This window comes from Pseudobutyrivibrio ruminis DSM 9787 (assembly GCF_900218035.1).
Lineage (GTDB): Bacteria > Bacillota > Clostridia > Lachnospirales > Lachnospiraceae > Pseudobutyrivibrio > Pseudobutyrivibrio ruminis.
This window is the reverse complement of sequence record NZ_OBMR01000003.1, coordinates 169292-184671: the sequence shown is the minus strand read 5'-3', so window position 1 is coordinate 184671 and position 15380 is coordinate 169292. Positions and strand designations below refer to the sequence as shown.

The window sequence follows — 15380 nt, the reverse complement described above, 5'->3', positions numbered from 1 at the left end:
TGCCTTTTGCATAAGAAAAAACGTCTCAAGACGCTACTTCTAAGTGTAACATTTTAAGACGTTTTTGTACAATCGCAGTGGATGCTGTGGATTAGCGTCCACAAATCTCGAATACTTTATTGTAAAAATTCTTATCTTCTTCAAATAGACCGTGTCCTAAGCCTTCGAAAATAAGAATTTCGCTGTGCTCGATTGCAGCATGTAGCTCATAAGGTGCATCATTGCCAACAGTATTATCGCAGTTGCCTGACATGATATATGTAGGACATTTGATTTTCGATAAGACTGGCCTTGAGTCAAAAGCTAATATCGCATATGCGTTTTTGCAAAACCTATCGTAGGTTTTAGGCTTTGTAAATTTGGCTACCAATGGAAGGTATCTTTTGTTCTTCTCATTGAATTCTTTTGTGTAAACTTTCTCAGCTGTGTCTAGCATTAGCTCTGTATGGGATGCATTGCGGGTCATTTCTATCCATTTTGTAACAACACCTTTAATTGTTTCATTGGCGTATGGTGCAGTAACTACAAGAATCAACTTCTCCACCAGCTCAGAGTGGTTCGCTGCCAGAAACTGCGCAATCATGCCTCCCTGGGATACTCCCATCACAATCGCTCTATCTATGCCAAGATTTCTCATAGCAAGAGCCTGATCATCTGCCATATCTTCTATAGAATAACCCTCAGGGATTTCATTCTTTCTACTGAACATGTACACAGTGTAGTCCTTGAAGAACTTTTTGTAAGAGCCTGCTAAAAGCATGGCCTTTCCCTTTACAGTCCACAAGCCATCAGACAATCCTGGCAAAACTACCAGATTCTTTTCCCCTTCTCCGAAAGCCACATAATACATATCTGTATTACCGACTTTCACGCATCCATTTTTTTGCATTTTATAATACCTTCTCCATAACTGAGACTGATGATTTCTTATTACCCCAAGTCAATTCATCCCGTCTCTTTGCCTCAAATCCCATCTTCTCCCAAAATGGAAGAACATTATTTTCATAGTCATCAACTACATCAATTCTAATAATTTGTGCTCCAGAATTACGTATCATTTCTTCAAGCTCATTTTTAAGGAAGCTTTCATCTATATGATCTTCCCCTAAATGATGAATTAGAAAATCTGTATTTGAATTGTATATTTTTATAGCGTCAGCTATGTTTGTTGTGTCTATTGTTCTAGTCTCTATCATATTGTATATTTTCTTATGTCTTTTTTATGGAAATTATCTTGTTTTATTAACCCAAAATCATCCCCATCTGTCTAATTGTAATTAAAATATCTCCTTCTGGAGCCAAGTTAAGTGAATTACTGAAATCCCCAAATTCACTTACATGCAAATTGAATAAAAGTTAAGTGAATCTAAAAATCTTTTAGATCTCACTTAAAAATGAAACATGGCATTAAGTGTATTAAAAATATCTCAAAATAAACTTAACTTTTTCATGTTAAAATCTCCGCTTCTTAAGTTTATTATGTAATAAGCAAAATAAACTTAACTCAATCACACTGTTTATTAAGTGAATTTTTGATTACCTAATAATCGACTTAACTTTATCTAAAATATTTTAACTTATTTTAAGTTTATTTTTGTTCTTTCCATATTCACTTAACTGCCAAATCACTTTTTAAGTGAAAAATAGATTTTCATATTTTAACTTAACTAAATATCTCCTCCAGTCACGAATTATGAATCCACATTAATATATCAGTCTACAGAACACCAAACCTACTCAACCGAATAAATTGTATTTTTCTCAAACAATCCAATGGCGAATCCCATCTTCATAAACAGCGGCATATTTTCGTATGCCTGAAAGCTGGTTCGCTCCAGTAGCTCTTCCAGTGTAAGCTCCTCGTAATAGCCGTATGGATTGGCTACAGTGATTTTGTCATTTGGAATATCTGCAGCGACAATCAATGAATAATGCAAAGTCCATTCGTCTCCATACAAAGCTGCCCACTCAAATGGAACAGGCTTCCCAGCTGCCAGTGTGTCATACATGATGTCGATGAACTCGGTGTTTTTCACATACTTGTGAATCTCTGTTTTGTATTCCGGAAACTGCTTATTCATCTCCTGGCAAAACTTATTTCCTGTAGAAGTGACAACTTTGCCATATTGGTCATACAAGCTTTCTTCTGTAATATCTCCTCCATTCCAAGCTGAAAACATTTCAATTACAGCATAGCCACAGGAAATATCCTGGGTAATTACCTCAACATTTTCAGCCCCCACAGGAGTCTGATATTTTTCATCTGTATACACGCTGGAATAATCATCCTGCGTGAGCTTTGTGCGAATGCCTGTAATTCCCAGAGCAATCAAAGCCACGCAGATGATTAAAACCAAAACACACCCTAACACTTTCAGTACTTTTTTCATATATTCTCCTTCTCCTGTGCATCCTATAGCATTTTCACCATAAGGTATTCATCGCGGTAACTACCATCATCATACTTCAGTGCCTTTAGCGTCTTGCCGATTTCAACAAATCCCATCTTTTCATAAAGATGCTTTGCTCGGTTATTACCATCAACTACACCTAACTCAACCTGCTCATATCCCATATCTTTAGCCAAAGATAAAGAATACTTCATCATTTCAGAGCCTAGACCTGCATCACAAAACTCCTGCGCCAATGCTATTGCAAAATCACAACGATGACGAATTCTGCGAATCTCTCCCTTTGCCATGATGCAACATGTGCCTGCAAGCTTTCCTTCTACTTCTGCTGCCATCATTATTTCCCTAGGAGCATTGCGCTTGCCCTCAAGAAGTTTAGCTTCATCCTCAATAGTGTATGTCACTTCATCTGCATAACGAAGCAGAAACTCAGTTTCACCAGAGACAATGCGTAAATATTCAATCATATCTGCTGCATCGCTCTTATCAATGGAACGCAACTTACATTTTCTTCCATCTTTTAATATGATTTCTTTTTCTTCAAAAACCACGACTTATTCCCCTACTCTCTTTAATTATTGTTTCTATTCTATATGTTATGGCTTCATAAATAAAGAAAAATATTCACACTATCTGGAATTTGTTGTCTCCTACTATTATTCTTCAGCTATTTCTTTTGCTAGCTCTATAATTTCATATGCATACATAGCCTTTCCCTTTTTTAGTAGTTTTAAATATAGTGGATAGTTAATGATGCAAATTGCAATTCCTATAATTCCAAGAATTATGCCAAATACCATGGCTGCTACGCCAGCTCCAAGCACGCCCATAGAAAAGCACACTCCGGTTCCTAAAATCAAAGCACCTACTATACCAACCGATAAAGCTGTAATAAATGCTGGCTTTTTTGCCTTGTCATCAAGCTTCTTCAGCTGGCGCACCTTGCTTGTTTCCTTTGGCATATAGTCCTTTGCAATACTTTCTGCATATACTTTGTCTAAATTATTCATTTTGTTTTCCTCCATCATAATCAAAATTATTTACGCTATTTTTCCTGTATCTTTTAACCATCTGATTTCATCACGAATTGTTTCTCTGTATGGTCTGGTTGTATAGCCAAGTTCCTTGGCTGCTTTACTTGAATCAAATCGATTATTTCTTGCCAAATTGTATACAGAGAATGTAGTCATAAGTGGCTTTTCGCCTGTTTTCTTAGCCTTCTTTTCAAGCATCTTTGCAAGTAAATTTGCAGCTGAAATTGGCAAAAAGAATTTCAATGGCTTGCAGCCGCTTTCCTCTGAGACAAGCTTGGTGAAATCTTTAAAGCTGACTGGCTCATTCCCAAGAATGTAACATTCTCCACTCTTTCCCTTGTCTGCTGCGCCAATAACACCGTCTGCCAAATCTCTTACATCACATAAATTGAAGCTGCCATCTATTCCAGCAGGCATTTCACCGTTGATGATATCTACAAGGGTCTTGGTTGTTTCGCCCATTGCAAAATCTTCTGGTCCAAGAATTCCAGAAGGATGAACTACACATGCGTTTAATCCATCAGCTGCTGCCTTCAGTACTACATTTGTAGCCATAGCTTTTGACATTGAATAACAACCTTTGATTCTCTCTGGATCAAGAGGAATAGAACCTTCGCATTCTCTTATTGTTCCTTTTTCCTCTTCTGGAATAGCTCCTGTTGAAGAGCAATAAACCAGCTTAGATACCTTATGTGACTTGCACATTTCTACTATGTTTTCTGTTCCACCTACGTTTACATCCATTACCTTTTGGCTGTAATCTGGATTTACGGTAACAATACTAGCAATATGAAGTACCACCGCTTCATCATCTTCCTCGATAGTAAAGAAGCGTTCCAAGTCGCCCTTGTTACAAAGATCGCCATAAACAATTTCAACTTCCTTTGGAAGAAATCGTGCCGATTTATCTCCAGCCAATACAAACGCTCTTACATTTTCGCCGCGGTCAATAAGTTGTCTACATACTGTGCTACCTAAAAAGCCTGCTGCACCTGTTACTAAATAAATCTTCTTGCTCATTTATCTTTACCTCCATCACTTTCATTTTTCAGCTCCTTGCTTTGAGCTTGATGTGATTATAGGAAAAAGATTCTATAAACAGAACAACACTTTCCACGAAAAGTGTTGATTTCAGGGACTAAGGTCCCAACACGATTCATGAAAAGTGTTGTATTTTCATTTATTTAGTTTTAGTTGCTAATGTGCAGGCCTCAAAATACACTTTTGAATTATGCTAATTATTTCCTCTTTTGGCTGTGCACAATCCCTGGCCAGCCACTCGTTAATCAAACCTATGATACCATTCAAATAGAAAATCATGATGAATGGTTGCTCTTCTTCTGATACTCCAAATCTAGTAAGAATCGGTCCAAAAATATCTGTAAACCATTTCTCGTAGGTTTTCTCGGCCCCCATCATCTCATTCTTTTCATACATAATAAGAAAGAGCTTGCGATTGTCCTCCACAAATTCCAAATACGGCATCAGATACTTTGGTGTAATCAAAAACAATTCATCATCGGTCTTATCCGCAATATTAACTTCCTTAGGTCCCTCTGCAGAAAACCTGCCAAAGAAATCCTTATAAACTGCCTCAATGGTCTCCTTTAAAAGATCATTCGTATTGTCATAATGCAGATAAAATGTGGATCTGTTAACCCCTGCCACTTCGCATATCTCTTTAACAGTAATCAATTCAAAATCCTTTTCATCTATTAATGAAATAAGTGCAGTGTGCATCTTTTCTGCCGATTTGAAATACTTGCTTTCGTTTTTGTTCATAGCTCAATTACTCCTCGTTAGTTGTATTGACTAAGCTCCAACAATACCCAATCCTGGGACTCTATATCGTATTCAGTTCCACAGAATGGGCAATTCTTGTTGAGGACTGCATTGAAACTTCCAGAGCATTTAGGGCAAGATATTCGTGTCATTGAAAACTGAAGGTTCAGCGGAATATCTACTCTTCTACGAAATACGGCTCTGTATTTTTCGTGCTTGTATTTGATTTTGTTATCAAAAGCATACAGCGTATCAAAGAACACATCCATGGCAACGGTCACCGAACCATTATTTTCCGTAAAGCTAATAAGCTTCATGGCATTGCCATAGTTCATGTCGATAATATCTTTGAATCTTTTATCGAGAGCTGGTCCCTTGTAAAAAAGCAAATCCTGCTCATCTTTTGAATACACGGCTGTCTTAATAAGGGATAAGGCCTTTCCCGAAAAATAATCGAAGGAAAACTCTGGACTATATGCCTTCATCATGTGTTCGAACTTGCCATGTGTGCCTGCCGTGCCCCATTTGCCAGCACTATTAACTACACTCCTGCGTATAAGATTTAGAACATTCAGCACGCAAAAGGCTGAGTAAGTAATCAGCATACCAAAAATAGTTACGACAAAATGTTCAAAAAGATTATATTCATCGTCGTATACATTCATGGAATACAGATTCAAGATTGCACCGATAATGAATCCCAAAATTAATCCGCCAAGCAACACCTTTCCACGAAGCCTGGTGTCTTCTCGCTCCTTTGGAGCAGCGTCCTCTGTAAAATAATATCTGGTGATACGTGGAAACAAATCATCCATCTTGTACATGGTTTTGCAATATGGACAGCCATCCACCAATCTAGAAATGGTACTTACTGCGCCACAGTTGGGGCAAGTACAAGGTTCCAAATCAGCTCTTATTCCGCTTGTCACATCTGTAATGACAGTATGAAGTGTGTTGTGTCTGCGGTCGCTGTATTGCTTTTTGCCATCCTGCTTCACAGTTCGTTTTACATCATATTCCTCAAGACAAACGTAATTCTGATAGTGAGCATCTTTCCAATCGCTAAGAACCATTGGGCCCAAATCTAACTCGTCTGCTTCTTCTTTGTCGGTAACCTCATAATCAATCGAAAGGCCCTTATCCATGATGCGCTCATGCTGAAGCTTTAAAAGATTGGTTATATCATTATCTGCGAAAGAGATTTTCTTACCTTCAGATATCGCTAATCCCAAATTTTCTGTAAAAGCATCATATTTCTTTCGGTATAATTCTGTCAGTCTTACTGGTCCAATATTAAACCCCATAACAATATTCTGTTAGCCCCCTTTATTTGTATTCTACCGTTTATGCTACCAATTTCCCCATAATTTTTCAATTGTCTACATTTCGCAATACTGATCGTAGACAACTACGCTAATAACTGGTGAATCCCATGATTCATATTTAAGCGAAGCATTTCCTCTTTCATAAATATCTGTGCGGATTGATGCTTCATCGATAATGAATTCGCTGCAGCAGCTCGATTTATATGTGAATGTGTTTGTTGAATCTGTATCTACATCTGCTTTTGCGTCACCCATTATGCATTCAATAATAACGCCATTTTCAAGAACAAGATCAATGTACTGACCAGCCGCTGTGTCAAATCTACTTCCAACTGCAATCAAATATCTATCATCAATCTTCATAAAGCCATCGCTATCAGGTTCAGCTAAGTCATTAATATCTCCTAAATCACCATATGTGATTTTGCTTGAACGCTCGATGGTTTTTCCACCCTTGTAGCTAACTGTGTTTCCAGATACAGGATTTACATAGCTACTTGGAATCTCATATACAGTTTTTTCAACTTCCTCAATTTCTTCTTCAACTTCTTCTATAGAGTTTCCAGCATCTTCAATAATTTCTGAGATTATTTCTGTGCTTTTCATTGCTATTTCTTCTTCAATAATTATCGCTTCTTCCTCCACCATTTCCATGGCATAGCTTCTGAGATAGCAATAGCAATGCAATATTAATAATAATGATGCGATTAAAATAATACTACAGGCCTGGTGGCCCGCTCGAGTGTAATTAGAGTTCAATCCTTTCATGTTTTTAATATCCTTTCTCTCATAAAGTGGGTAGTCTAACAAAAAAAATGACATCTAGCAATGGCTAGTTGTCATTTTTGTGGCACTATTCACTCTGAGAGAAAAGCGAGTAACAAGCATAAGCTTTTCCCTATTTTTGAAAGGATTAGTAATAATTATAAATGCTTCTTTTATTCACCTTTAAACGCAGAAAAAATATCTATGGAAGCAGCCATTTTTTTTAGCTCTGTAAGGTGTTCTTTTAAATATCTTTCCAACTGCTGCACTTCAATTTCTGCAAATCCATCATTTTTTAATATTTTACAGTCAGGAATTTTCCCTTCAGCTGTCCTAACACCATCCTGAAATGTAACAAACGCATACTTATCCCCCTGTTCACTCCTGCAAACAGATGATACTGTCATTTTTAATTCTCCTGCTTCCAAAGCTTTCTCCTCCTTCAAATTCCATTTTACAACTTATACTGCATAAAATTTCCGTTGTGCTCAAATCCATAAGAAGTGTAGAGCTTTACGCCCATATCTGATGCAGTAATATGTACTGCTCCACAGCCATAAGCCTTTGCCTCTTCTACCACTCTATTAAGCAGTTCTTTTGCAATGCCCATCCTTCGATAATCTGGATTAGTATACATGCTGGAAAGGAGTCCTAATCTTCCTGTTGGACAACCAAAATATGGTGGCTTTTCAACAAAAGACATGCCACTAGTTCCTATTATTTTATCCCCATCAAATGCCAGCCATGAGACAAATGTCCCATCCGCAAGATGTCTATCATAATAATCCTTCAATGCTGCTTGCAAATCAACATCTGTCGGAACAGTTCGCCCAGATGAAACATATTCCTCTGTAAGCTGTGTAATTCTCATATTGATGAATATATCTAATTCAGTTGATGTAAGCTTCTTATAAGAAATATTCATTTGTCTCCCCTCTATATTATTTAGATTAAATCCCCGCTAAAATGTTGGATTTCATGCTGTATAATCTGTGCTGTAAAATCTGTATACTTGCCATGCTGAGGCTTAAAGTTTTGATCAAGATAATCCACTTCTATTTCCTTGTATCTAACGCATGGTCTTTCACCGTCCATCGACAGGCAGCTTTCCTCTGTCTCATACTTACCGCTCTTGGCAGTAATCACCGGATTGACCATCGGGAAAATGAAAGGACCTGCAGCCACAACTATAATTTGCTTTTTTACGCCAATCATATTAGCAGCCATGCCCACACATCTATCTAAATTTGCTTTTAATGTATCAATTAAATCCACTATAACCTGCGCGTCAGCCTCTGTGGCCGGCTCAGACTTCTGTTGTAAAAACAATGGATCTCTAACTATTTTTTTTACCATAAATACTCCTTCACTATGACTATCATTATATCGAATCCAACTCCATCACGGAATAAAAATTCAAAAGTTGTAATAAAAAAGAACAGCTATCTCTTTCGAAATAGCTGTTCTAAAAAAATAGAGGATCTTAAGATCCTCTACACTAAATAAAACTTTATTAAAAAGCCTTTACTATCTTATTTTTCCAAATCCGCTTGCCTTCTTTTCCCGCCATTTATCTATATTGCTGCAAATAGCAAAGTGGCTCTTCCACTATAAATTCTGCAAATCCCAATGCATATAGCCTAAGCGGCTATAATATCCTTTAATATATCATAATAATGCAATACTCTATCAGGTATATTCTGATTAATTTTTTCTAGCTTATTACCACATATCATATCATCAATTGATACGTTTAATAAATCGCTCAGAGCATATAAATTGTCAATAGAAGGAAGGCAGCTTCCGTTAAGCCAGTGATATATACTCTGTACACATGCAAGGCCTAAATATTCTTGAATATCATTGACTGAATATCCATTTGCTTCCATGAGCATTCGGATTTTTTCACCAGTTTTAATTTTATCTATGATGGGATACATTTAAGTGCCTCCTTTCAAAAATAGCCTACAATACAGCCATGAGGATTACTAAAGACCAACCAGCTTAACATCTAAAACCTGTATCATGGATTTCAGCACATCTCTATGCCTAAATAAAAGTTATCAATTATCAGTTAGTAATTTATATGAAAAAGGTTAACAATTCAAGATTAATCAAATACAAATAATAGAAAACAGTTAAATATGCATGGTCATTATGACCATCTCCTGTTACGGGATCCGGAAGTAGGATTCGAACCTACAACATAAGGTATTTACTACCTTTGCGCTACCATTGCGCCATTCTGGAAGTCCTTACTCTTTAATTTGCTATAAAGAATAACTTGATTGTAACTTAACCCTGTTACAGGGAAGCTGGGTTTATAGTTTACGTATTGCAGGCAAAAGCATTATATTTCTATAAAAGTTGTCGCGTTAGAAACCTTTATCTGAGTATCAAGTTCAGATAGAATTGTATCTCTTTTTTCCTTGAGTAAAGAAATCTTTTCCTTAATATTTAAAGGATCAACAAGCTCAGTTGTATTTTCCTTAACATATGTATCTACAACCTCAAGAGGCTTATCATCCTTTACTTTCGTATCTTTTCCTAGGATTGACATTCTCATACTTTCAGCAGTACTTTGAAGCTGTCTATTTTTCAACTCAATTTGGGTTAAACAATTATTTAATTCTTCTTCCATTTTTTCTTGTAAATTATATTCAAAATCAAGGCTTGAATCATATATATCACTATTTCTCAATCTGCTTCTAAGAGATATAGCACCTGCTACAGTATATTCACCATAAGATGTTTTAATTACTGTCGCTGCATTAGAAGCAACGATGGCAGAATCAATTTTCTGATAACGAATAATTAAGTCCTCAATCTGCTGATATGCACTATGTGCATTCTTTGCAAATTCATCCTTTTGTATTCTTCCATCAAAAACCTTTTCTTCATTATGTTTAATACTATCGACAAAGCTTGCTTTAGCAATCTTGTCTGAAATCTTTTTTACAAGTAAATCTCTCTCATCAAGAGCCTGTGTAACTAACATTTTTTCTGACATAATCTTCCCTCCTAGAACCATTTTTCTTACCTATAATATTGTCTCACGGAATGTTAGATATGTCATTGAACTTGTAGTATAAAGAAAGCCCAGACTCTATAACTCGAGCCTGAGCTTTCTACATCTACAAACATTATTTGTGATTTATTACCCCTCCATAATATCTGGTAGTGGAAATGGAATTACATTTTTAGGTTCATTCTGACTAGCAGTCCACAATGTCAATTTTAGTTGCATATTAAGCCAGCTTTCAGCTGAAGTATTCGTTGCTTTAGCAATACGTAAAGCCATATCAGGGCTAAGTGATGATTTTTCATTAACAAATTCTGACAAGGTCTTCCTACTAACTCCTAACATAAATGCAGCTTCAGTAACTGTTAAGTTAAGAGGCTTCATTACATCTTCTAAAAAAACACTTCCGGGATGTGTTGGTTTTCGTGTCATTATTCTACCTCCTATCAATTAATGATAATCCGTATAATCAACAAGATATGCATCTAGTCCTTCAAAATAAAAGGTCATACGCCAGTTGCCATTTACTGTAACTGCCCACATATCTTTTTTATCCCCTTTGAGTGGATGCAAACGATACCCAGGTAAATCCATATCCTGTGGATTAGTGCTTGCATCCAACCTATCAAGCATTCTTGACAATTTAGGTGCATGATCTGCCTGTATACCTTTCTTAGATCCGGTTTCAAAGAAATCCTTCAAACCTTTATGTGAAAAAGATTTTATCATATGTATATTGTATCCCGTAACGTAACAGGTGTCAACTCCTTTTACTTTATTTATAATCCCTAGGAACCAAGGCGCAGTCAATTATTTATCCCCTCAAGAATTTCCCTTAACGTCCTAGGTTCATATCCCATCCAAGGCTTCATACAACCTACATTGACTGCCACTGGATTGTTATCATGTAAATGACCACAGTTAATCTTCATATCACTAAGTGCCTTCAGATACATATCATCCTCAATGCTATTATGAGTATGGCCATACAAATGTATCCATCCCCGCCCCATATTTTTCCAACTATATATTGGATAATGGCTTAACACCAGGTCATAATTCTTCCCATCAAATGAATCATGCACTTCTTTGTAATCACATATTTCCGAAAACAATTGCTGATATCTATAATCTGATACATCATCATGATTTCCTTTAACAAGAACCTTTTGCCCTTTCAAAGTTGAGACATAAGCTATCAGATTATCCTTCTGTCCACGTAAACTCACATCCCCTAGAATATAAACGGTATCTCCATTTGTTATTCTATTATTCCAATTTGTATGTATGTATTCATGCATGGTTGAAATATTGTCAAATGGTCGATTATCAAATCTAATAGCCGCATTATGAAACAAATGTAAATCACTAATATAATATTTCATCATAATCCTTTTATATCTAACTTTTATTCTATCGTTTTACGCTTATAAACTCTACTTTGAATTATCTTCCTCCACTACACTCAAATCTTCGTAGTCCTCTAGATAACCGCAACGTCGCAAATAATCTTTCCCTCCATCAACACATACTGCACCGCAAGAACATGATTTAAAATCATGTCTTGATACAGATTCAATGATATCTCCACATTTAAGGCATTTAATACAATTTTTAATTATTACCATCATTTTTCCTTTCCAGTCAATCCCAAATTATTACCGCAAAAGGGAATCTTTTATGTTCTATTATTAACCATCCTCTCTCTCTTGTCATTGAACTTGTAGTTCAGTGGCAATTACTTATTACGGGACAAACAGAGAAAACTCCCACAATAATCTGGCTTCGTCAGATACACCTTTGCATAAATAATTGCGACCTCATTTTTAATTAAACAGGAGGCACCGAAGTGCCTCCTATTCCCTAATGATTAATTTTTTCTAAGTCACTTTGACATCATTTTTTCCCTACAATTTTGAAGTTATACCACTGTATATCCTTCAGCAGCCAATACGTTCAATGCACGCTCAAAATTTTCTTCTTTTACAAGAATATAATCTGTGTTATATGTCGATACTGCAAAGATTCCAATTTTGTGCTCTGCAAGAATACCTGAAAGTTTTGACAAAATTCCAATTAATGAAAAATCAAGAACTCCTTGAATGCGAAAACCTCGCCATCCATCATCTCGTTCCACCGTATTTATAGGAGTATCTTCCGTTTTACAAACTAACGATACCTCTTCGTCTGTCTTACCAATAAAATAAAAATCCGACTCTAAATTGATACTTGATACCTCAGTTACCTTACAGACTGTTAGTTTGCAATCTATTCTCTTCAGTTCCATCTATGTTCTCCAATACAAGCTGCGATTCAATAAATTCTACAAGTTTCTCAGCTATTATATCTTGCCTAAAATTATGTACATAATGACCACAATCCAGTTCTATGACTTCTGCATTTGTAAGATCTGAAATATAATCACTTTGAATATCTATCCAATTTTCAACACCTGTTTCATGTCCATCTGATACAAACATGAGCATTGGTATATCAGGCTTGGGCTTTCTATCAATTTCTGTTACTGCATCCGAAATTGCCAAACCCTCATTTATGATACAAGTATTTACTGCTTTACTTGCAGCAAGCGCCCTATAAATCTTCTTTTCTTTGTCTGTAAGTTTTTCTGGAAGCTGACTATCAGAATAAAATAACCTAACTATCCCTAGTTCACGAGCAAAAGCTCCAAGCCTTTCCTTTTTAATTGTGCTGTCCCAGTCCCAATTATCGTAGGATCTCGGAAGTGCCATATCAAGACCAACAATAGCTTCCACTTCATCTGGGTAATTTTGAGCCCACATTATTGCCTCAATTCCTGACATAGAATGTGGACAAAGAATATACGGGCCTTCTATTCCTGCCTTGGTGAGTGCTTCCCTATCTTGTCTAAGAATAGTTTCAAAGGATCTCTCACTATCGACCACATCACTAAACCCATATCCAAATTTTTCAATAACAACTATTTTATAATCGCTACTCAAAAGAGAATACAAACTTTTAAAATCAAGAACCGGTGCAGCTGTTCCAGAACCTGAAAGGAAAAGAAGTGTATGTTTTCCTTCGCCTTCGGTGTATATATTCATCTTATGACCATCCACCTCGACATATTGCCCAATAGGTTTCTCTATTAGCGCCTCTTCAGATGCAAGCATAATCTTGTTATAGATAAAAATTCCACCAATAAGAACAACTAACACTATTAATAGTAGTAATAAAATCTTCCCAGTAATTCTAGCTATTTTTTTCATTTTTTCTCTCTTCATATATAATTCATCATCTGAACAACTCAATCTATTTCTTCCTATTGAGCTAATTTCAATGTCACATCAGCATTACTTAATAACTCTGTCAGCTCATCTTCAGACAGATTGATTTTACCAAGCCTGGTGTATGCCCATGAATTAGAGCCATAGAATACAACAATCTGATTGCCTGAATAGAGCACAATATCACCTGCACTTGTGGTGGTCTGCTTATCATCTCTGGCAATGCTCTGGCCGATGGAGCCCACCTGCTCAAATCCACCGTACATAGACATCTGGATTTCCAGGCCATCGGCTGCAAGTTCACATAAAGCATCCACAGATGCATTATCTTCCCAGGTCACTGGTATTTCTTTTCCATCAATTTGTAATATCATCCCTACCTCTTCCTCTGAATCTTCTTTAACTATAGCCTCCTGCACTTCTACAGTGTCAGGCGCATTTGGAGGCTGTTCAATGCTGCTATACGGCATCAGCGATACAACTAACCCTGCCAGGGCACACACCACTATCGCCAGCCCTTCGCCTATGAAAAAACCTTTGATATGAAACCAATAGTCGTGATACTCGTCCACCATGTCCTCAGTGCCTTTGAACACAAAATGTGGATCATGACAGAACCAGATGATATCCAGCACGATTGCATCATACGCATTTACGATAGTCCAAAGTAAAAATCCATATCCAAATGTCTGCAAAAATGTTGTATATCCATTGATAAATCTCAGGATAATAGCCAGAATCGCCAAAAATAATAGTGACGCTCCTACCTTTGCTACCACCTTATTCTTCTGAGTAGGAAGCTGATCCTTATAGTCATCTAATGACATTACACGCTCCTGAATCTTCGGCGGATAGTTGTACAATGTCTTAATCGGATTTCTAGACATGATATAAACCATCAAAGTAAACAATCCACATAAGACTAAGCTTTCAATAACAAAAATCATAGTACTCCCCCATAAATCGCGATTTGTTGATTTCACTGCCTTATATTATACAGAATCCTTAGTCGTCACGGAATACCGAATCTATATTCCTAATATTTAAGCAGTCCTGTTGCAATATTTTTATCAATCATACAGTTATATTTGTATTCTTTCAGGAAAAAACTGTATCCGTGTCGGTCATACCCACATTTTTTAACTATTACATTTTTTTCTCGCCACCAAATGCATTCTAAACTTTTTACATGCCTCCAGATTATCAATCGATAACCCCGCTTTTTCACAAAAAGCCTTTATCTCATTTAATGAATATGCTTTAACATCTCCATGACCGAAAAGATTAGAAATTGGCATTTCTGTATGATTCATAAACCATAGCACAATACTTGGCGCTGTATAATCCTGCAAAATCAATCTTCCATTTGGTCTCAACACACGTTTAACGCTATAGAAAAAATTCTGTGGATTAGGATAATGATGAAAGCTATTGGAACAAATGATTACATCAAAGGAGTTTTCCTCGAATGGTAAATCTTCACAGTCCCCAACTACCCAATCTACACCGCTAAGATTCTTTGCCTTAGCTACCTCTATCATTCTTGGAGTAATATCCAATCCAGTATAATGTTTTTTTGAGTCCATTTCATGTAAAAGAGAAATCATTGGACCTGTACCACATCCGCAGTCTAACAAATCGTGATATTCTTCTTTATCTAATTCAGCTGCGATATATGGATAATCATCCTTACATATTTCATATATACCAGCCTGATCAGACTCATATACATCTGCAGCTTTGGTAAATTCTTTAATTGTCATATTTTTGTATTC

The 15380-nt window shown here is 36.5% G+C and carries 22 protein-coding genes and 1 tRNA gene; all 23 read right to left on the bottom strand.

The genetic code is table 11. The features are described from left to right. Positions 1-91: 91 nt before the first annotated feature. On the bottom strand, positions 92-889 hold the full coding sequence (locus CRN97_RS02825; RefSeq protein WP_097075796.1) for an alpha/beta fold hydrolase: 798 nt from the start codon (positions 887-889) through the stop codon (positions 92-94). Position 890: 1 nt separating this feature from the next. Further along, positions 891-1196, bottom strand: a complete 306-nt coding sequence (locus tag CRN97_RS02820; RefSeq protein ID WP_097075795.1) for a hypothetical protein — start codon at positions 1194-1196, stop codon at positions 891-893. A 537-nt stretch (positions 1197-1733) separates the two neighbouring features. Further along, a complete protein-coding gene (locus CRN97_RS02815) occupies positions 1734-2390 on the bottom strand; it encodes a hypothetical protein (RefSeq protein ID WP_097075794.1) in 657 nt (218 codons plus the stop codon). Between the two features lie 23 nt (positions 2391-2413). Then, positions 2414-2962 (bottom strand): GNAT family N-acetyltransferase, encoded by a 549-nt coding sequence (locus tag CRN97_RS02810; RefSeq protein ID WP_097075793.1) that lies wholly within the window; start codon positions 2960-2962, stop codon positions 2414-2416. A 105-nt stretch (positions 2963-3067) separates the two neighbouring features. Beyond that, positions 3068-3421, bottom strand: coding sequence for a dihydropteridine reductase (locus CRN97_RS02805; protein WP_097075792.1), 354 nt, complete (start codon positions 3419-3421; stop codon positions 3068-3070). Between the two features lie 30 nt (positions 3422-3451). Next, on the bottom strand, positions 3452-4465 hold the full coding sequence (locus CRN97_RS02800) for an NAD-dependent epimerase/dehydratase family protein (RefSeq protein WP_097075791.1): 1014 nt from the start codon (positions 4463-4465) through the stop codon (positions 3452-3454). A gap of 177 nt (positions 4466-4642) precedes the next feature. Next, on the bottom strand, positions 4643-5227 hold the full coding sequence (locus CRN97_RS02795; protein WP_097075790.1) for a TetR/AcrR family transcriptional regulator: 585 nt from the start codon (positions 5225-5227) through the stop codon (positions 4643-4645). 17 nt (positions 5228-5244) lie between these two features. Then, a complete protein-coding gene (locus CRN97_RS02790) occupies positions 5245-6531 on the bottom strand; it encodes a hypothetical protein (RefSeq protein ID WP_097075789.1) in 1287 nt (428 codons plus the stop codon). A 75-nt stretch (positions 6532-6606) separates the two neighbouring features. Further along, positions 6607-7206, bottom strand: a complete 600-nt coding sequence (locus CRN97_RS02785; RefSeq protein ID WP_097075788.1) for a hypothetical protein — start codon at positions 7204-7206, stop codon at positions 6607-6609. Positions 7207-7490: 284 nt separating this feature from the next. Then, positions 7491-7745, bottom strand: coding sequence for a hypothetical protein (locus CRN97_RS02780; protein ID WP_033153817.1), 255 nt, complete (start codon positions 7743-7745; stop codon positions 7491-7493). A gap of 26 nt (positions 7746-7771) precedes the next feature. Beyond that, positions 7772-8242 (bottom strand): GNAT family N-acetyltransferase, encoded by a 471-nt coding sequence (locus CRN97_RS02775; RefSeq protein WP_097075787.1) that lies wholly within the window; start codon positions 8240-8242, stop codon positions 7772-7774. A 20-nt stretch (positions 8243-8262) separates the two neighbouring features. After that, positions 8263-8673 carry a peptide deformylase gene (locus tag CRN97_RS02770; protein WP_097075786.1) on the bottom strand — a complete coding sequence of 137 codons (411 nt, stop codon included), beginning with the start codon at positions 8671-8673 and terminating at the stop codon, positions 8263-8265. Between the two features lie 284 nt (positions 8674-8957). Next, a complete protein-coding gene (locus CRN97_RS02765) occupies positions 8958-9257 on the bottom strand; it encodes a helix-turn-helix domain-containing protein (protein ID WP_074790796.1) in 300 nt (99 codons plus the stop codon). A gap of 238 nt (positions 9258-9495) precedes the next feature. Continuing rightward, positions 9496-9567: transfer RNA gene (locus CRN97_RS02760), tRNA-Leu, on the bottom strand. 100 nt (positions 9568-9667) lie between these two features. After that, entirely contained in the window at positions 9668-10327 is a 660-nt protein-coding gene (locus CRN97_RS02755) for a hypothetical protein (protein WP_097075785.1), read from the bottom strand. 147 nt (positions 10328-10474) lie between these two features. Further along, positions 10475-10771: a HigA family addiction module antitoxin gene (locus tag CRN97_RS02750; RefSeq protein ID WP_074790802.1), complete on the bottom strand. Its 297-nt coding sequence runs from the start codon at positions 10769-10771 to the stop codon at positions 10475-10477. 18 nt (positions 10772-10789) lie between these two features. After that, positions 10790-11068, bottom strand: a complete 279-nt coding sequence (locus tag CRN97_RS02745) for a type II toxin-antitoxin system RelE/ParE family toxin (RefSeq protein ID WP_097075887.1) — start codon at positions 11066-11068, stop codon at positions 10790-10792. A 77-nt stretch (positions 11069-11145) separates the two neighbouring features. Further along, positions 11146-11727 carry a metallophosphoesterase family protein gene (locus CRN97_RS02740; protein ID WP_242961992.1) on the bottom strand — a complete coding sequence of 194 codons (582 nt, stop codon included), beginning with the start codon at positions 11725-11727 and terminating at the stop codon, positions 11146-11148. A 48-nt stretch (positions 11728-11775) separates the two neighbouring features. Next, complete coding sequence (locus tag CRN97_RS02735) at positions 11776-11970, bottom strand: DUF7695 domain-containing protein (protein WP_330400065.1); 195 nt, start codon at positions 11968-11970, stop codon at positions 11776-11778. Positions 11971-12260: 290 nt separating this feature from the next. Next, on the bottom strand, positions 12261-12626 hold the full coding sequence (locus tag CRN97_RS02730) for an ACT domain-containing protein (protein WP_027438426.1): 366 nt from the start codon (positions 12624-12626) through the stop codon (positions 12261-12263). Next, entirely contained in the window at positions 12586-13629 is a 1044-nt protein-coding gene (locus CRN97_RS02725; RefSeq protein ID WP_179670659.1) for an alpha/beta fold hydrolase, read from the bottom strand. The genes CRN97_RS02730 and CRN97_RS02725 overlap by 41 nt, the downstream gene beginning before the upstream one ends. A gap of 11 nt (positions 13630-13640) precedes the next feature. Continuing rightward, complete coding sequence (locus CRN97_RS14250; RefSeq protein WP_242961991.1) at positions 13641-14552, bottom strand: cyclophilin-like fold protein; 912 nt, start codon at positions 14550-14552, stop codon at positions 13641-13643. A 192-nt stretch (positions 14553-14744) separates the two neighbouring features. Further along, positions 14745-15368 (bottom strand): class I SAM-dependent methyltransferase, encoded by a 624-nt coding sequence (locus CRN97_RS02715; protein ID WP_330400064.1) that lies wholly within the window; start codon positions 15366-15368, stop codon positions 14745-14747. Positions 15369-15380: the final 12 nt, after the last annotated feature.